Here is an 18,314-nt window from a genome sequence, read left to right as displayed (position 1 = left end):
CTAAAAATGTACTAAAAAATCTGAAATACCACAAATGATGCAAGCCATGCCATAACCAGCTGAAATCCGGCTGCTAAAAACATAAATTTAATACTTCCGCTTTCCTTACGAATCGTTGCCAGCGTAGCAAAACAAGGGATATACAGCAGGCAAAAAATCATAAGACAATAGGCATTTACCATACCAAATCCGGCTGCACCAAGTGCCTGATGCAGCGCTCCCATACCGGCTGCCGAATTTACATTTGCTATTCCAAACAAAACAGCACAACTTGATACAACAACTTCCTTTGCCGATATTCCGGCAATCAAGGCCACGGCTATCTGCCAGTAACCAAGACCAATCGGTTTTAACACAGGCACGATAAAATGTCCGATTGCTGCTCCAAAACTTTCCGACATCTCATTTGTGTAACCATGTATTCCAAAATTTAAAAGAAGCCACATAGCAATAGAAGCAAGGAAAATTACGGTTCCGGCCTTCGTCAAATAATCTTTTACTTTCTCCCAAACATAAATCCAAATCGTACGGGCACTTGGTGCTTTATACTCCGGCAATTCAATAATAAGCATTCCATTTGCTTCTTTTTTATCTACAATATGAAGAATAAAAGCAACAAAAACAGCAACAACTAACCCAATGACATACATTGAGTAAGCTGCTATCATTGCATTTTCCCCAAAAAACATCTGCGAAAACAAAATGTAAATTGGAAGCCTTGCGCTGCATGACATAAAAGGCGTGACTAACATTGTTTTCATACGATCCTTGTTATCTTCTAATGCCCTTGACGCCATGACTGCCGGCACCGAACACCCAAATCCGAGAATCATCGGAATAAAGGCACGGCCGGATAACCCAATCCGCCCCATAATGCCGTCCATAACATAAGCCACTCTTGCCATGTATCCACTATCTTCCAAAAAAGCAAGTGCCAAAAACAAAATAAAAATATTAGGCAAAAATGTCAATATACCACCTACACCAGCTATAATTCCATCTACCAAAAGCGATGTAACCGCCGGATTAACCTGCCATGCTGCCAATGCGTTTGAAATAAATCCACTTAACCATTCTACTGCCAATTCAAAGTACCCGGATATAAAATCTCCCACCGTAAAGGTCAGCAGAAATACAAGTGCCATAATCCCTAAAAAAATCGGAATTCCGAAAATCGGATGAGTCAAAATACGGTCAGCTTTATCCGTTGACTGCGCCTTCTCCTCTTTGTTTACCAACACTTCCTGAACAATTTCTTCAATGAATTCATATTTCTGGTTAATAATTTCTGATTCATAACTGCGGTCAAGCACTTGTGGCAAATCAACCGGATATTTTTCAGAAATTTCTTTATCTCCTTCTAAGAGTTTAATTGCACACCATCGTACATGAATTATTTCGGGATACCGTTTCTGCAAAGCATCCGAAATACTATCAATCTTATCTTCAATTTCATCACTATATACCATGGCATGATCGGCATGATGGTCATGTTTGTGATGTGATGGCATTGTATGATGATGAACGAGTTTATCCGGCATAACCGCATCCTTGTGATGCGACACAGCATGCATCAGAATTTCAAGTCCGGTACGTTTTCTGGCAGACACAGGAATAACCGGAATTCCAAGCATCTCCGGCAGACGATGCAAATCAATTTCCATTCCACGCTTTTCCACAATATCCATCATATTTAACGCTAACACAACCGGCTTTCCAAGCTCTAAAAGCTGCAGCGTCAAATACAAATTTCGTTCCAGTGAAGATGCATCTGCCACATCCACAATAACGTCAACCTCATCACTTAGAATATACTGTCTGCTCACTTGTTCCTCCATCGTATAAGAAGTAAGACTGTATGTTCCCGGCAAATCTACAAGCCGATATGTATTATTATGGTATTTTAGCGCACCCTCTACTTTCTCAACCGTTACACCAGGCCAGTTTGCCACCTTTAAATTGGCACCGGTAAAAGCGTTAAACAACGTTGTTTTTCCACAATTTGGATTGCCAATAAAACCTACTACCAAATTTTCACTCATTGTTTTTTATCCTCCGCGACTTCAATTTTCCCGGTTATCCCCCTGCCTAATGCAAAACGCGTTCCTCGCACACGCACAATCATCGTTCCACTTCGCTTCCGGTTTAAAACTTCCACCGGAGTTCCCTTCGTCATGCCAAGTGCTTCCAATCTTTTCTCCGTTTGAAGCGGAAGGAAAAGCCCCTCAATAATGTAGCTGTTTTTCTTTTTTCCTTCTTGTAATATCATAGAACTTATTCTCCTCTACCCGTAATTATCCAAGGAGCCGGCTGCTGTTTAAAGGAATGATTTGCAGACAATCTGGAAACCGCAATCTGAATTGTCTCCACATCCTGAATTCCCAATTTCGAAAGCATCTCACCAGCTCCTGCTGCCACCTGAAAATCCAACGTATAAATGACAACATGAACATTTGGATTCTTCTTAACAAAATACTCAAGTTCCTGATTCATACTTGCGCTGGCTACCATGAATACCGTCGAAGGAACCGGACAGTCACGCATTGTTTCTTCATCCACGTGGTCAATAATTTTTACATTCTGCAACCCAAAATGGTCTACATTTTCCTCCATTGTATCACGGTCTGTAGCACTATATTCAACAGCAATAACCGTTCCTTCCGGAGCCAAAAGAGCGGTCTCAATGGCAATACTCTCTCCTCCGATAACACAGACATCGTCCTGCGTATCCACCATCATTTTATTTAAAATAACAGCACGAATCTCACTTCCCACATACTGAATAGAGCCCTTTTTGAAAAATTCATTGCCAATGCCGATTTTTGCCGTGTTTCTCGCATTTGGATTGACAATCAGCATTCCGGCAGAAGCATTGATTCCACGGTTAATCATATCCTTTACCTGACTGTTCAAAATCGGTCCGTCCGGTTCTGAACCGTCATTGTACCAAACCTCACACTCACCAAGCCCGGCATTCCACAAGCGGTAAAAAATATCGTCAATTCCTGCATTGGTAAATACCATTGTCGTTTTGTGGGATTCAACTGTAGGAATTACATTCTTGTTTTTCTTTGTAATATCAATAATTTTCACATGTTCCAAATCAATTGTTGTATTCTTTGCATAATATTGAAGCCAAGATAAAATAACCTCGTTTGTAAATATCTGTTTTTCCATTATAAAAGCCCCCTTTTGATATTTTTTATCAATTATTTTTATAAGCAGATTATACCACTAAAACAGGGGGCTAAGCAAGATGAAAGGGAGTTAATTTTGTACCCCTATAAAGTTTTGAAGGCTTTCGCTCAACAAAGGCTCCAGTGTCAGCATTTGTAATAAGGAGCCAAACATATCGGATGAATTCTTATCCTGTTTTTTCTTACCATGTGCTTTTTTATCTTTTTTCTGGTCGTTGGTTTCCGGCAGTCTGGCGTACCGGAAGCTTTTCTTGAATTCTTCTGCGACTTTCCGCAATCCCGCTGTCAGATATGTTTTGTCAGGGTCTTTGTCACTGATTCTGGAAATTGCCCGGACAATGAGAGTATTTGCTTCCTGCTTCGATTTACAGTGTCTTAACTGCTCTTTCAGTTGTTGTTTTGCTGTTTTTACACGCATTGCACTTCGATATAATTCGGGATTGTGAATTCTCAGATAATTTAACTCCTCTACAGATAAGTTCGCACCTCGTTGCAATTTTGCCCGAATCTTTTTCTCATAGTCTTGTTTTTCTTCCTCTGACATACCAGAAGTTATGTCCGTCAATTGTTCGCACACTTTTTTCCATATATCCTGCTCTCTCTCCTGTACGCCCTGTACGCTCCCGCTCGTCATTGGGAAACTTTCCCCAGTTGTTTTCATGTAAATTCCTCACTTTGTCATCGATAAATCCTTTTATCTCATATTATCATCCATGACTCTGTTTTATATATCGGATTTTTACTTGATTCCATAACGGGTCAAATCTACTTTTCCATCTACCACTTCAATACCGTCTGCCATCAGCTGTTCTGCCTGCACATTGGCACCGCCAAAAGCGAAAGCCCCCGAAAGTTCTCCCCTACTGTTCACCACACGGAAACATGGGATGTTGTCCGGGTCCGGATTTTTATGAAGCGCATTTCCAACCGCACGCGCCATTTTTTCATTTCCTGCCATGGCAGCAACCTGTCCGTAAGTTGCCACATGCCCTTTCGGAATCTTTTTCACTGCTTCATAAATCCGTTTTGTCGGATTATCCGTGACAAGTTCATAACTCTCATAAATCATTTTTCGAACATCCGCATCCGGGATGGTTCCATCCAAAACAATCGTATTCCAGTGTTCCTTGTTCTGATGCCATCCCGGTACTACGGAACCATAAATACCACGCCAGAAATCTCTGCTCTCCGGCGTTACCTTTACATTCAGACAGAGAAGTCCTTCCCTTTCATAAGTCCACAAAAAAACTTTTTTACTTTTTTTCACTCTTACAAGCTGCCAGTTGGCATCTCGAAATGGTGCGTCCTGATATGTGTCTGGGAAGGATAACCCATAGGTTAGTGCTTCTTCTCTTGTCTTCATAATGTATTAAATCTCCTCTGTGTCATTACCCTTTTGTTCTCACTTTTAAAGTCTTAGACCATTGTCCATACACACTTTTCTGACCGGCATCCGTGTCAACTACCGTATTCGAGCAATAGCGGATATAGTATGTTGTATTTCGTTTCAATTTCTTAATCGCACGTACCAGTCTACCCTTATTCGAGACCGTCTTCGCCTTTTTAAATGATTTCTTGGTTGAGTACTGGATTTTCATTACATAATCCGGGTACTGCTTTATTTTAATTTTTTTTGAAGAAATTTGCAAATGCTTTTTCTTTAAGGCTCTCGGTTTCCCCGGCACATACACATCCAGCCAGATTTTTTTCGAAGTTCCATTTTCATAATTTGCCGCCAGTGCAATGTAAATGCAGGTACGTTTTTTCAAATATGACTTTTTCACCGTTATCGTGTTCTTCTTATAATGATTATTTTTATAAAGAACATTTTTCTTTGAAGTCAGACTGCCAAAGGAATTTTTACAGTATATAATCTGATAATCCTTACAGCCGGACGATTTATCCCACTTCAAAACGTACTGATTGTTTTTGATGGTTTTAATACGGAAATTCTTTGGCACATTTTTCGGCTTCTGAACTACCGGTTTTACCACTTTTTTCAAGTATTTTGCAGGCACATAAGCTTTCTGACTGTTAAAATAAATGGCTGCCCAGCTGGCGTTGCTCTCTTTTTCATACACCTGAACCTGTGCCTCATTTTGCAGATATCCCAAAACTTCACTGGATGAATTAGCTGCTGCCTGCACATTAATATCCCTTTTCTGATTCGCATAAGTAACCGGATAATTCACTTGATAGTCCACCAGATTACTCGGCGTTTTCATGTCTGCCCGGTAAAGATTGATATACTTACTCTTTACATAGTAATATCCCGGACGATTTCTCGTCATATAATTTACGTCATTCTTTCCGTTAAAAGAAATTTTGTAATATGTATCCGTTGTGTCCGATGTGCGGGATGGAAGTTTCACCGTAGAAACAACATTTAACTCGGTATTTACCTTTACTTTGTAAACGTCACCGGAATCTGCTGTTCCCGGAATCGGACTGATTCCAATAAATGACGAAGTGACTCTTCCGGTTCCCTCTTTCTTAATCGTCTCCCCTGTCGGAACTACATTTTCTGTTCGTCCACAATCCAGCCATACCACACTCCTTGGCAGCCTGTAAAAGCCCGGCGGATGTGATGCCATAAGCAGATACTGTTTACACATAACCGGACTTTCCGTGAAACTGCGGTAGCCATTGCTCCAGTAAATAATGTAATTTTTATCATAGGCGACAACTTGAAGCTTGCTGCCTTCATTTTCCAGATATGCACCGGAAATCCACGTGAAATTCTGATACCCCTGAACGGATGAATACAACTGTTTCAGATTCTCAATATTATCCTGCGGAAAATATTGCGGGTCAATCGTCTTCCCCTGAATTTTCGTGTTTACAGGCACCTTATCAACGGCAATGGTTTTCCAGTAATTTGCCACATTATCGTTTCCTACTAAATACGCATGGGCAACGACCTGAATGCCCGGACAGCAGTTTTGCAGATATGCGGTTCGATAACGCGTGACATCTCCGGCTGCTTTTGTCGAAGTACCAAATAAAAGTACGCCTGCGAAAACAAATACCACGCCAAACAGACTGTGAAAAATTTTTGCGATATATTTTCTGTTTTTCCCCATCGCACTCACTCCTTTCTCGCTCTCTATTTTATCATATAATTTTTCGCTATCCGGCGATTTGCGTGAATGGTAATTATACAGCGTGAATAGCAAATCGGGATTGCCATGTGAAAGTTAATGTCGTATAATAAGGGCAGATAATCGGCAGCGAAAGGAATACCACAGATGATTTTACAACTACTTACCGGCATACACAATTTAACAACACTGCTTTTCGGAATTTTCATTTCTGCGTTTTTTCTTGGTGTAAAACCAATCATGAAAAATTTCGGAAAACTGCTTTTGTTTGCATTGGTGGATGTTTTTTTTTACTGGGGCATCAACCTCTTTACAGGCACGGCGTTTGCCAATCAGCTTTACCCTGTTTTGGTACACCTTCCGCTCATTTTATTTTTGTTTTTGTGTTACCGTTATTCACTTTTATCCTGTTGTATTTCTGTTTTTTCCGCCTATCTGTGCTGTCAGTTCAGCAACTGGATCGGACTTTTTGCACTTACGCTTACTAAGAATCCGGTCTGGTACTATAGCACACGAATTGCTATAACATTTATCACATTCTTTTTCTTGTTCAAATTTGTCCGCCGGACAACACAAACTATTTTTTTAAAGGAAAATAAGGAGCTTGTTATCATCGGCTTTCTTCCATTTATTTATTATATTTTTGATTATGCCTCAACGAAATTTTCCAATCTTTTGTACTCCGGAAATAAAGTCGTTGTTGAATTTATGGGATTTGCTTTTAGTATCGGCTATCTCATTTTTCTGCTTGTATACTTTAAGGAATCCGAGAAAAAATCGGAAATCCGCCAGTACAGCGACCGAATGGAAATGCAGCTAATATCGCTGCAAAAAGAAATTGAGCAGGTCCGTAACAGCGAACAGACGCTTGCCATTTTGCGGCACGATATGCGCCACCACCTAAATCTTATTCTCTCCATGCTAAACCAGAATCATCCGGAAAAAGCCATTTCCTATATTCAGGAAATCGGCACCGCTTATGATGACACAATTGTCACAAGATACTGCAAAAATGAGACTTTAAACTCGGTAATTTCCATTTATAAAACACGTTTTCTTGAGCGAAACATCAATTTCCTGCCAGAAATTTGTGTGCAAAAGGACCTGCCGTGTCCGGACCTCTCTCTCTGTACGATTTTATCTAATGCACTGGAAAATGCACTGCACGCACTAGAACATACATCAGGCGAAAAATGGGTCTCCTTACAAATTATGCAAAAGGAAAATCTTTTGCTGTTGGAAATAAAAAATCCCATTGAAACAATGCCAAAATTTATTGACGGGATTCCAATTTCGGATAAAAAAGGTCATGGTATTGGAACCAAAAGTATTGTATACTATGTACAACAGTTAAATGGACAATGTCATTTTTCTGTTGAGGAACATTGTTTTGTATTAAAAATCATTCTATCGAGGTGCATATGAAAATAGCAATTTGTGATGATGAGGTGGCAGTAAGCGAAGTAACAAAATCTCTTTTACAGCAATGGGCAATTCACCAGTCAATTTCTCTTTCTGTCCACTGCTATGAAAATGGAGATGATTTGATTCTTGCGCAAAAAAGTGAATGCTTTGACCTGATTTTTCTCGATGTCCTTATGCCGCTTCTAAACGGTATTGATACAGCTAAGGAATTACGCAGGCAGAATCAAAACGTTCCCATTATTTTTCTGACCTCATCCAAAGAATTTGCGTTTGACTCTTATGAGGTCAAGGCACTTCAATATCTGCTAAAGCCGATTTCTCCCAATCAGCTTTGGTCTATTATGGATGATTTTATAGCGCTGATAAAGAATCAGAAAGAAATCTTTGTTGCCCGCACTTCGGACGGATTTTGCAAAATTGCACTGGAAGATACAAACTATTTAGAAGCTCAAAACAAATCCGTTCTCGTTTTTCCTCATAACGGTACAAGTATCGAAATCCGCGAACTATTTTCCCGGTGCGAAGAAGTTTTTACTTTGGAACAGGGATTTTTCCGCTGCCACCGCAGTTACATTATTAACTTAAATTTCGTAAATCAGTTTACTAAAAACAGTGTGACTATGACAGATGGTGTTACACTGCCGATTTCACGCAACCGCTCCCTCGCATTTAAGGAAGCTTATTTTACCTACATGTTTGAGTAAAAGGGCTTCGCCTGTAAATTAAGAAAACCGCTGTAAGCGATGCAATCGTCTCTGCAATCCAAAAGCAGTGCCAGACTGCTGCACCGCCAAATAGTTTTCCAAGCACAAATGCCGCCGGTATAATTACGACAACATAACGAAGCAGCGAAAGAATCAAAGATTCCACGCCTCTCCCCAATGCCTCTAACATACCACTTATCGTAACCGAAACTGCCGATATCACAAAGCCCATACAGATAATGCGTACCGCCTGTGCGCCATCCAAAATCGTAAGCGAATTTTTTGTAAACAGTCCTATCAGATTTCCTGCAAATCCCAAACATATCAACATACCAACAAACATAATGGAAGCAATCATAATTAATGCAGTAATAAAAATTCTTTTGACACGCCCTCTCTCTCCCGCGCCATAATTATAACTGATAATTGGTCGGATTCCCTGCACAATACCATTTGCCGAGAGATAAATAAATGTCTGCAGTTTATAATAAATGCCAAGCACCAGCACATACGATGCGGAATACACAGCAAGAATTCCATTAAGTGCCGTAATCATAAAGGAAGGAAGGGCAAGGTTTAATGTCGCCGGAATTCCTACTCCATACATCTGCCCCATCAACCGTTTTTGGAAGACTTTTTTATGCCAGTGAAAATGCAGTGATACCGGGTGCTTGATAAAAATAAACAAGTACACAATAAGCGGTATTACTTGTCCAATACCGGTTGCCAGCGCAGCTCCTTCAATCCCCATTTTCGGAAATATCCCGATACCGAAAATCAACAGTGGGTCAAGTATTATATTGGCAATACATCCACACAACATACTAAACATCGAAACTTTCATCCGTCCTTCTGCCTGGAATATTTTCTCAAACGTTATCGCAATAACATTTGGAACCGCAAAAATAAATACGAGATTTGAATATTTTACACCATCCGCAAGAATCTTTTCATTTTCTGTAAACATCGAAACAAATGCCGGCGCAAAAAGAAGTGCTGCAGCCATCAAAATGACACCATGTAAAAGGCTTAAGGCAAGTCCCGATGTCACAACATCATCAGCCCGCTTTTGTTCTTTTGCGCCCAGATAATACGCTGCTGCCGCATTCATTCCTATCCCAAATCCAACTGCAATTGCCGTTTCCAGTAATTGCAGCGGATATACTAAAGATAATGCAGTCATCGCCTGCTCGCTAATCTGTGCCACAAAATAACTGTCAACAATATTGTATAGAGAATTTACCAGCATGGACAACATCATTGGCAGTGACATTGACAATACGAGCGGTAATATTTTCTTTTCTTTCATAAATGTTTGTTCCATGGGGAACTCCTTTCTTCGCAAGCGTCCTTTCCTTTGCAACAAAAAATCACACCATCGGCAGATGATGTGACGAAAAATAAACAAAACTGTTTAGAAAAATTCACATAGGTTTTAGGGGTTTATTGTACTATATATTTTAGGTGTTTGCAAGCAATGTTTTTTAAGTTTTTAATTTCCGTAATTTAGCCAATCCAATTTGCATTTCATGAGCGCTCCCGCTTAACAAACTGCGTAGGGGTATGGATATGCAAAAAACGCATATCTCATACCCACGCGTTTGTACTCGCTCAATACAAAATGGATTGGCTAAATTACTAGAATCTTAAAAAGATTAAATATCTTTACTTGGCACACCCGGAATGTTTATCTCCATTCCTGCCTCTAGTGCAGCTTCAAACCATGCTCTCTTTGCATCTATAGCATTAGCAATTGCTTTTTCTTTTGTATCTCCACAAGTAAGGCATCCCGAAAGTTCCGGAAACGAAACCACAAAGCCACCTTCCTCTGCATCCTCAACAATTTCCATTCGATAATTCATTTTCATGTAATCGCTTAGCGTTTTCATTGCTCTCAATTCACCCAAAATAGTAACCTTGATTATTAATTTCGTTTTCTAAAAAATCACGCAGTAAAAAATAGCCACAAGTAAAACAATATGATTCCAGCAACTATTATGCCGCAAATAATTTTTATCCATTTAAACTTATTCTTCTCTTTCATTTGTTATCCTCCTCAAACTTAATCTGGTATTCTTCAAGATTATATAATTCACCTACAAAATTTTTTAGCAACTTCTTAGCATTTTCAGTGGCATTTTCATACAATCCGTTTGCAATTGCATTCTTTTCAGCAACCTCTTTCATTCTTATCCGTGCTTTACCCATTTTTTCTACCGTCAATGGCGTAAAACAACTCTTATCTTCCACATACACTTTACAAGAATCCTCTTTTATTTCACTACTTAATATTTTAGGTTTAGGCATATGGATAGTAATTACTTTCTTTTTATCATTTACATCTGGGATAATACGTTTAAAATCAAATCCAGCCTTTATCACTATATCATAACTATAGACATACTGACTTTGCGTAAATGGAATTTCCATACCAAACAAACTTCTTGCATCCTTAATCGTATCCACTTGAGAACAATATGCAGACTGAGTAGCCAACTCACCAATATTCTCAAATCCTAACTTCTTAGTATCACTGTCAGTAAAAAAAGAATCTTTAACATTATATACTAATATTCCTATTAAGACAAAACAGACGACTCCCCATACAATTTTACTTCCTAATAATTTTTTAAGAATTTTTGTGCGATTTTTTTCCGTCTTTTCTAGTTGACTGTTTTTTGACTCCATCTTTACCCCTCCTAATGGCTTTTTCGGTTGTTTTTTTATAAAATGTTTTTCTAAATAATCTTAACACATTATCATAATTTTGTATATAGATACTACATACGTTTCGTACTAATAATCAGTGCTAACCTTTTTAGCATTCCAGTAATTCAGGCGAAAACTTTGCGGCGAGTGGATATAAATACGCGGAAGTATACGATATACAAATCTTCATATCAATACTTCCGCGTATTTATCAAGGCGAGAGCCGTCCACGAGACACAAAATTTTTTCCTAAATTACGGAAACTAAAAAAATCAATCAAACCTTGTTCCCAGATTATAATCCGTCTGAAATTTGGTCTGGCAGAATTTATCTCTTGTTGTGTTGACTGCGACCGCTGTGACAAGTCCGTCCGGTTTATTATCATTGATTAGCACACGCTCTCCCTGTCCTGCGCCAAAAATAATATGGTCATAGCGCACATGATTTTCTTTTAAAAACCGCAGGGTATGCTCTTTTTCCCACTCACCTCTGGCAGTCAGAAATATAATCATATCATCTTCCGAAATTCCATCTAAAAATTCTTTTGCTCCCGGCAAAAACTTATCGTGTCCTAAGATATACGGCCCGTCATGGACAACGATTGTGCCGTCCAAATCTAAAATCCATGTCTTTGGCATGGGCGATAAATTAACTTCTTTTGGCTCTAACATAATATTCCTCTCTACTACTTTTTCCTAAATAACATATAGAATTATATGATTCGCAGCCATATTTGTCAATTTTCACCCAAACAACATTTTTGCAGCCTGCTCCAACGCCCTCCGTTTTCTGTGTCATCATACGATTTTTCCCTGTCATCAATTCCTTTCACCAAATCGAGGGCAAACAATCCATCCTCCACCCGCTCAACAAAAATAACACTACCTACGAAGCGTAGACTTTCGTTGATTTCATCCTATTCATCAATTTTCTCCGGGTCCCACCCAAATGCCTTGTAATACTTAATATCCAGCTGATTCTGTTTTACATAAGTTCTCAATGTTTTAACTACTTCATCCGCAAGCGAATCTTCGAGAACATCTGAAACAGCTTTTCCATCACTTCCATATAATTTCACCAAGTCTTTCTGTAATAATCCACCATCTCTTGGATGTACTACCTTTTTCACCTGATATCTGCCACCGTCTTTTTTCAAAAACATGACTGCCACCCCACCACCGGACTGCGCCTCATATAAAGTTTTTCCGGACAAGCTGAAGCCATACCAGTAGAATTGTCCAATTACTTTTACCGTATCTTTTTGTCTATTTGTTCCTGTGATTTTGACAATTGGAATTACCACATCACAGTTTCCAAATTCTACTTTTTGATAATTTTGACTGCCCTGATAAACATATCCCTCATACAAAGATGGATTGTCATAAAAGGTTTCAACAATTGCCTTTTTTATCTCCGAACCGCTAAGTTCTTCATACCTTTTAAGGACCGTCGTCTTCTCTTTCTCCGTAGATGCTTGGATGCGTAGTTTTTCTTTTTTTGCCACACCTTGTTTTCCTTTTTTCTGATACAAATACATCTGGTAATCACCCTTAGTCTTGTCTTCTTCAAGCACTAACCACACAGCAGATGAAATCGTATTACCTTCTTTTGAAATTAAGGCTTTTTCGCTCAGAAGTCCCTCTTTATCTTTATACAAAGAGGTTCCCTCCGCATAAAAATTTAATGTATCGGCATACTTATCCTTATTCTGTTTCTGCCATTCTTTCTCTAAAAATGCATCTGCTTTTTGCGTAGTATCCGGCAAAAGAGACGACGTTTCTTTTTTACCATTCGTTGAAAGATTATAGTGATAGCTCTTTCCATATACTTTTTTATTTTGCAGATTATAAATCACCAGTTCGTCTCCCTGAATCAGAAACCTAGTCTGCAATGTATCGGCATTGAAGTGATTACTTTCAATTTTCTGCAAATCAATCGTAGCCGCCACACGCTCACTTTGCCGGTCATAAATAACAAGACCAAAACTTCCGGCAAAAATAAGTCTTTTCTCCGTACATTCAAGTACTTCTGGCGCATATACGGAATCCAGCCTCACATGATAATCGGTCATTTCTGTTACAATTTTCTGACTGCTCTCGTCTGTCTGCCACAAACCGGAAATTGCCTCAACAAGTCCGCCATGACTTACGCCATTAATAGTTCCGAAAAGAACTCCCATTATAAGGAATGCAGCCGCTGTTTTTCCAAGCCGTCTGACCCAAACACGGTTTTTGTGTACCCTTTTTTCTACTGTAGTATTTGAAATTATACTTTCTAAATTTCCCCACACTTCCTGTTTCGTCTGCTCCGGCAATTCCATACCGTCAAACATATTTTTTCCTATCTGTTTATTCATTACCATACACCCTTTCTGTCTGCCAATCTTGTTTTTAATTTGTTTCTTCCTGCCGCCAGCCGGGACTGGATGGTACTCTCTTTCCTTTTGAGCATAATCCCGATTTCCTTTACTGAATATTCTTCATAATAATATAAATAAAGAACCTCCCGGTATTTTTGTGGCAGTTTCAAAATCTCATCTAACACCGGATACTCCTGTTCTCTCTCATCCGACATGATTTCCCGGTTAATATCCAGTGCCACTCGTTTTTTATGCCAACTGCTTTTTAATACATCCAGACAATAATGTTTGGTCGTACTTATAAGCCATGCCTTTTCATGGGAAGCATTTTCAAAGACCGGTTGTTTTTCCCACATTTTCAGAAAAATATCTTGTAACCCATCTCTGGCATCGCTTTCATTTTTCAAATAAAGCATACAGATTCGATATACCATATCACAGTAGCACTCATATTTTTCATGAAAATAATCTTTTGTCCAATCCCTCACCATAAAACCTCCTTTCTCTTGGTCTTCACTATATAAACGAGTGAACTTGCAAAAATATCCTTTTTTCATAAATTTTTCTTGTTATTTTCTCCTATCTCTGCTATTATTTAATTAGAATTATTCGATAGGAGGTATCGTTATGGATATGGATTTAGGCATGGATATTGCCAGTTACTCCATGGCAAATGCTGCAAACAATCTCATGCAGTCAGTCGGTGTCTCGATGCTTTCAAAAACTTTAGACTCACAGGAAATGCAGGGAGACGCACTCGCAAAAATGATGGAAATGTCAGTGAATCCAAATGTTGGTGCAAACATTGACATACGCTTATAAAAAGTGGCTGTATCAAGCAACCACTTTTTGTTATGATTCATACAATCTTAAATTCTTTTCCACTAATTTTTCTCCTTCATAAACAAGACGAAGACTAAAAAACCGCGGTTCATCTTCCAGAAACAATTTTAGGAAAATGGCATCCCCCTCCCAGGTTGGAAGTGAGGGTACTTTTTCTTTTTCAACCCAGAACAAATCCCCCTCATCACATTCTATTACTTCTCCCTCAAATTTGTCTGCACTAAAAAGGCACATCAGTTCCGGCTCACACTGGTCACTGACAAAAGTTACAATTCCGCGAAACCGGTAAGAAGTAAGAAAAAGCCCTGTCTCCTCCTTTACTTCCCTTAACAGACATTCCTCCGGACCTTCGCCTTCCTCGGCATGCCCTCCAACACCAATCCATTTGTCCTTATTAATATCTTTTTCCTTTTTTGTCCGATGAAGCATCAGATATTTCCCATCTTTTTCAATATAACAAAGTGTCGTCATTTTCATCGTTTGTCACCTCTTTTTAAATTCATCAATCTGCTGTTGAATCGTCGTGTAATCCCGCCCAAACAATTCATCACTAATTTGTTTATGCAGCAGGTCTTCCGGTACTTTTTCCATGATTTTTTTGCGGACAAAATCTTTGCTTTTCTGCTTGTATGCCGGCAAATGATTCACTTCTTGAATATGTGCCAGTTCCGGACGCCACAACAATTTTATTTTATGAAGCATTTTCTGTTTGGGATTTTTTTCAGCTTTACGGAGTACATAAAAATCGCACACTCCATCCACTTCTTCTACCGTAATAATACCCCACCACTCCGGTACATGTTCCCCCACGTGATGAGCATGCTTCGAACCAGCAACGACATAATTCCGATCAAAAAAACGGTCGTAATCCTTGACCTGGCGTGAAAGTCTTGCGTAGGTGTCTGCATCGCTTTTGATTTCAATTCCTACCAGTTCTTCTTCCAAAACCATCACAACGTCCGCTCTGGATTTTCCCATCGTTTTTTCCTCTATAATCCGAGTTTTCCTGTACTGTTCCTCCAAAAAGTCAAATAGCGGTTCCCTGATATCTTTATCTTTTAACATCGTATTCCTCCGCCTCCAAAAGTTCAAATTCATTTTTATAGAAAGAAAGGATTCCTTCTTCCCGCATAAGTCCCAGTTCTTTTGACAGCGCACTCCTGTCTAAATTCAGGTAATCCGCCATCTGCTGCCTGTTAAACGGAATCTTGAATTTCCGGCAGCCGCTTCTCACCCTCTGCATGGAAAGATAGGTGTATACACGATCCCTGATTTTTTTCGGAGTTGTACAGAAAATACGATTTGACAACACCAGATTTTTCTTGCTGAGCATACGAATTATGTTAGCCTGCATTTTACCGTACCACGAATATCCTGCATTTTTTTCATGCATAAGCTGTTTCATAGGAAGAAACAGAATTACTGTCTCGCTCGTAGCCACTGCATCTACCGCCATTGCCTCGCCACAGAGTGCATACGTCTCCGCAAATACATCCCCGGCTTCCGCATTTCCTAGCAGACTTACATTGCCGGAGACATCCACACTTTCTATATTTACATTTCCTTTTATGACAATTCCCATCTCCTCTGTAATGTCACCCTGATGAAAAATAATCGTATTTTTTTTGAATTTTTTCTCTCGCAGACACAAAAGACGAACCATCTCATCCCATTCTGCGTCCGTTATTTCCATAAAAATCGGTATTTGTGGTTTTTGCATTTTCGCTCCTCAATTTCAAAAAAATGATTTTCGTTGTTATAACAACATAATTTTAGCACAGCCTTTTCTATAATACAACCAGAAACAACAATTACCCGAAAGGAAGGATAAACTATGATACGAAGAATTATTCAGATTGATGAAGATAAATGTAACGGATGCGGTGCCTGTGCCAATGCCTGCCACGAAGGTGCCATCGGTATGGTAAACGGAAAAGCAAAATTGCTGCGCGACGACTACTGCGACGGACTTGGCGACTGTCTGCCAACCTGCCCGACCGGTGCTATTACTTTTGTGGAACGGGAAGCTGCTGCTTACGACGAAGAAGCTGTGAAAGAAAATATGAAAAAGAAAGCAAAAGAGAAAAAATCTCCAGCATTCAGTGGATGTCCCGGACAGAGAATGCGCCAGTTTGACCGCCGCAATTCAGCACCTGCTGTATCCGCAGACAATTCTCTTACGTCCGAATTAAGACAATGGCCGGTTCAGATCAAACTCGTACCGACAAAGGCTCCTTACTTTGACGGTGCCAAACTTTTGATTGCTGCAGACTGCACCGCCTATGCGTATGCTAATTTCCATCATGATTTTATCAAAGGAAAAATCACCGTTGTGGGCTGTCCAAAACTGGATGACATCGATTACTCAGAAAAACTAACCGAAATCATCCGGAACAATGACATCCAGAGTGTAACCGTTGTCCGCATGGAAGTACCGTGCTGTGGCGGACTTGAGCATGCGGCAAAGACAGCACTGCAAAACAGTGGAAAATTTACCCCATGGCAGGTTGTCACAATTTCTACAGATGGACAGATTTTAGATTAATTACAACACACAATACATGATGTGTATGTCTTCATAATCCCCGCTGCGGTTTTCAAAGCCGCCGGGGATTATTTCTCCATTTTCTTCTGATATTCTTCGCCCCACGTCCACATAGCGTCTAAAATCGGTTTCAAACTGTATCCCACGTCCGTCAATGAATATTCAACTTTTGGCGGCACCTCGGCATATACTTTTCGATTCACAAGTCCGCTCTGCTCCATCTGTCGAAGCTGTGCTGTCAACACTTTCTGTGAAACATGTCCGATTGATTTCTTTAACTCCCCAAACCGTTTTGTCCCAGGAAGTAAGTCTCTTAAAATCAAGACTTTCCATTTATCACTGATTAAAGTAAGCGTCGTTTCCACCGGACAGGCAGGAAGTTTTTCTGCTGTTGATATATTTTCCATGGCAAAATCCTCCTTTTTTCGCAATTGTTTCCTTTTGGTAACTACAGCACAAAATAGTGCTTACTTTACGAAAGGTCTCTGTGGCGATATTATAATATCATCAACAGGAAAACACAATATTTTTTCCAAAAAAATTTTTAGGAGGTTTTATTATGAACAAAGTAATTGAATTTTTAAAAGAAAACCCGGTACAGTATCTCGCTACCGTAGGACGCGATGGGAAAGCAAAGTGCCGCCCGTTTATGTTTGCCGGAGAAATGGACGGAAAACTGTGGTTCTGCACAAATAACACAAAAGATGTCTATCTGGATATGCAGAGCAATCCGGAAATTGAAATTTCTGTTTCCAGTCCATCTTATGCATGGATTCGCCTGCACGGAAAAGCCGTATTTGAAAACAACATGGCTGCAAAAGAAATGTGTATAGCCAATCCGATTGTCAAAGGACAGTATGAGACTGCGGATAATCCGATTTTTGAGGTATTTTACCTAGATGAGCCGCATGGTGTAATTGCTGATTTCTCCGGAAATCCACCGTATACATTTTAAGAAGTAACCCATTTTGCCGCCAGAAAGGAGAACATATAATGACAATGACGAAAAAGCAGTATCTTAATTTGTTGGTAAACGAATTTCATTCCGCCACCATGGCAACGATTGGCGCAGACGGTCATCCGGTAACCCGCATCATTGATTTGATGCTTTGGGATGAATCCGGTGTTTATTTCTTGACGGCAAAAGGGAAATCCCTTTATACTCAGCTTATGGAGCAGAAATTTATCGCCCTGTCTGCAACCGCAGAGAAACGGGCGATTTCCCTTCGCGGTAAAATTAAAAATATTCACTCCGAAAAATTATAAGAAATATTTGAAAGAAATCCTTATATGAAGGGAATTTATCCCGGCGATACCAAAATCGATGCCTGCACTGCGGACAATGCAAAGAAATCTGCCCAAAACAAGCTATTAAAAAGAGGTGACAAACTATAAATAGTCAAGAGGTTTTTGAAAAAAATTATACTTGTA

21 protein-coding genes and 1 pseudogene are annotated in these 18,314 nt (G+C 39.6%); 6 read left to right on the top strand and 16 right to left on the bottom strand.

Going from position 1 to position 18,314, the window contains the following annotated elements; translation table 11 throughout:
• Positions 1–11 precede the first annotated feature (11 nt).
• The 6 genes from feoB to DW005_RS11815 all read right to left on the bottom strand — a co-directional run bounded on the left by feoB (position 12) and on the right by DW005_RS11815 (position 6,280).
• Positions 12–2,042: a ferrous iron transport protein B gene (gene feoB / locus DW005_RS11840; protein ID WP_117479690.1), complete on the bottom strand. Its 2,031-nt coding sequence runs from the start codon at positions 2,040–2,042 to the stop codon at positions 12–14.
• Positions 2,039–2,269 (bottom strand): FeoA family protein, encoded by a 231-nt coding sequence (locus DW005_RS11835; protein WP_022376264.1) that lies wholly within the window; start codon positions 2,267–2,269, stop codon positions 2,039–2,041. The genes feoB and DW005_RS11835 overlap by 4 nt, the downstream gene beginning before the upstream one ends.
• Positions 2,270–2,274: 5 nt before the next feature.
• A complete protein-coding gene (locus DW005_RS11830; RefSeq protein ID WP_022376265.1) occupies positions 2,275–3,177 on the bottom strand; it encodes a precorrin-6B methylase 2 in 903 nt (300 codons plus the stop codon).
• Between the two features lie 90 nt (positions 3,178–3,267).
• Positions 3,268–3,858, bottom strand: coding sequence for a hypothetical protein (locus tag DW005_RS11825; protein WP_117479688.1), 591 nt, complete (start codon positions 3,856–3,858; stop codon positions 3,268–3,270).
• A gap of 78 nt (positions 3,859–3,936) precedes the next feature.
• Positions 3,937–4,560 (bottom strand): methylated-DNA--[protein]-cysteine S-methyltransferase, encoded by a 624-nt coding sequence (locus DW005_RS11820; RefSeq protein ID WP_117479686.1) that lies wholly within the window; start codon positions 4,558–4,560, stop codon positions 3,937–3,939.
• 25 nt (positions 4,561–4,585) lie between these two features.
• The gene (locus tag DW005_RS11815; protein WP_117479684.1) at positions 4,586–6,280 is read right to left on the bottom strand and encodes an SH3 domain-containing protein; all 1,695 of its coding nucleotides are present in this window, start codon (positions 6,278–6,280) and stop codon (positions 4,586–4,588) included.
• Positions 6,281–6,445: 165 nt separating this feature from the next.
• On the opposite strand from DW005_RS11815, the gene DW005_RS11810 reads away from it, so the two are divergent.
• Positions 6,446–7,723 (top strand): GHKL domain-containing protein, encoded by a 1,278-nt coding sequence (locus DW005_RS11810; protein WP_117479682.1) that lies wholly within the window; start codon positions 6,446–6,448, stop codon positions 7,721–7,723.
• Positions 7,720–8,427, top strand: a complete 708-nt coding sequence (locus DW005_RS11805; protein ID WP_117479680.1) for a LytTR family DNA-binding domain-containing protein — start codon at positions 7,720–7,722, stop codon at positions 8,425–8,427. The genes DW005_RS11810 and DW005_RS11805 overlap by 4 nt, the downstream gene beginning before the upstream one ends.
• Here the strand turns inward: DW005_RS11805 and DW005_RS11800 are convergent.
• From DW005_RS11800 to DW005_RS11775, 6 genes and pseudogenes are all read right to left on the bottom strand, one after another.
• Positions 8,408–9,751, bottom strand: coding sequence for an MATE family efflux transporter (locus tag DW005_RS11800; RefSeq protein ID WP_117479679.1), 1,344 nt, complete (start codon positions 9,749–9,751; stop codon positions 8,408–8,410). The genes DW005_RS11805 and DW005_RS11800 overlap by 20 nt on opposite strands.
• 355 nt (positions 9,752–10,106) lie before the next feature.
• A pseudogene (locus tag DW005_RS11795) lies at positions 10,107–10,316 on the bottom strand (type II toxin-antitoxin system HicB family antitoxin); the annotation flags it as partial.
• Between the two features lie 151 nt (positions 10,317–10,467).
• Positions 10,468–11,115: a DUF4230 domain-containing protein gene (locus tag DW005_RS11790; protein WP_117479675.1), complete on the bottom strand. Its 648-nt coding sequence runs from the start codon at positions 11,113–11,115 to the stop codon at positions 10,468–10,470.
• A gap of 293 nt (positions 11,116–11,408) precedes the next feature.
• The gene (locus tag DW005_RS11785; protein ID WP_117479673.1) at positions 11,409–11,807 is read right to left on the bottom strand and encodes a hypothetical protein; all 399 of its coding nucleotides are present in this window, start codon (positions 11,805–11,807) and stop codon (positions 11,409–11,411) included.
• A gap of 245 nt (positions 11,808–12,052) precedes the next feature.
• The gene (locus DW005_RS11780; RefSeq protein ID WP_117479671.1) at positions 12,053–13,492 is read right to left on the bottom strand and encodes a hypothetical protein; all 1,440 of its coding nucleotides are present in this window, start codon (positions 13,490–13,492) and stop codon (positions 12,053–12,055) included.
• Positions 13,492–13,986, bottom strand: a complete 495-nt coding sequence (locus DW005_RS11775; RefSeq protein ID WP_022375855.1) for an RNA polymerase sigma factor — start codon at positions 13,984–13,986, stop codon at positions 13,492–13,494. Before DW005_RS11775 ends, DW005_RS11780 begins: the two co-directional genes overlap by 1 nt.
• A 136-nt stretch (positions 13,987–14,122) precedes the next feature.
• On the opposite strand from DW005_RS11775, the gene DW005_RS11770 reads away from it, so the two are divergent.
• Positions 14,123–14,317, top strand: a complete 195-nt coding sequence (locus DW005_RS11770) for a YjfB family protein (RefSeq protein WP_022375856.1) — start codon at positions 14,123–14,125, stop codon at positions 14,315–14,317.
• A 30-nt stretch (positions 14,318–14,347) separates the two neighbouring features.
• Here the strand turns inward: DW005_RS11770 and DW005_RS11765 are convergent, their stop codons facing one another.
• From DW005_RS11765 to DW005_RS11755, 3 genes are read right to left on the bottom strand one after another with little or no spacing between them, the layout of a single operon-like run.
• A complete protein-coding gene (locus tag DW005_RS11765) occupies positions 14,348–14,815 on the bottom strand; it encodes an 8-oxo-dGTP diphosphatase (RefSeq protein ID WP_117479667.1) in 468 nt (155 codons plus the stop codon).
• Positions 14,816–14,821: 6 nt separating this feature from the next.
• A complete protein-coding gene (locus tag DW005_RS11760; RefSeq protein ID WP_117479665.1) occupies positions 14,822–15,403 on the bottom strand; it encodes a sce7726 family protein in 582 nt (193 codons plus the stop codon).
• On the bottom strand, positions 15,390–16,058 hold the full coding sequence (locus DW005_RS11755) for a Crp/Fnr family transcriptional regulator (protein ID WP_117479663.1): 669 nt from the start codon (positions 16,056–16,058) through the stop codon (positions 15,390–15,392). Before DW005_RS11755 ends, DW005_RS11760 begins: the two co-directional genes overlap by 14 nt.
• A gap of 114 nt (positions 16,059–16,172) precedes the next feature.
• Between DW005_RS11755 and DW005_RS11750 the strand changes: the two genes are divergently transcribed.
• Complete coding sequence (locus tag DW005_RS11750) at positions 16,173–16,883, top strand: 4Fe-4S binding protein (protein ID WP_117479661.1); 711 nt, start codon at positions 16,173–16,175, stop codon at positions 16,881–16,883.
• A 68-nt stretch (positions 16,884–16,951) separates the two neighbouring features.
• Here the strand turns inward: DW005_RS11750 and DW005_RS11745 are convergent, their stop codons facing one another.
• A complete protein-coding gene (locus DW005_RS11745; protein ID WP_117479659.1) occupies positions 16,952–17,290 on the bottom strand; it encodes a helix-turn-helix domain-containing protein in 339 nt (112 codons plus the stop codon).
• A gap of 152 nt (positions 17,291–17,442) precedes the next feature.
• On the opposite strand from DW005_RS11745, the gene DW005_RS11740 reads away from it, so the two are divergent.
• Together DW005_RS11740 and DW005_RS11735 are read left to right on the top strand one after the other, a co-directional pair.
• On the top strand, positions 17,443–17,838 hold the full coding sequence (locus DW005_RS11740) for a pyridoxamine 5'-phosphate oxidase family protein (protein WP_117479657.1): 396 nt from the start codon (positions 17,443–17,445) through the stop codon (positions 17,836–17,838).
• Positions 17,839–17,876: 38 nt separating this feature from the next.
• Positions 17,877–18,149 (top strand): pyridoxamine 5'-phosphate oxidase family protein, encoded by a 273-nt coding sequence (locus DW005_RS11735; protein ID WP_242989461.1) that lies wholly within the window; start codon positions 17,877–17,879, stop codon positions 18,147–18,149.
• The last annotated feature ends 165 nt before the right edge of the window (positions 18,150–18,314 follow it).

The organism is Clostridium sp. AF36-4 (genome assembly GCF_003435975.1).
Lineage (GTDB): Bacteria > Bacillota > Clostridia > Lachnospirales > Lachnospiraceae > Eubacterium_F.
The sequence above is the reverse complement of the archived record's forward strand: the minus strand, read 5'-3'. Positions and strand labels throughout refer to the sequence as shown.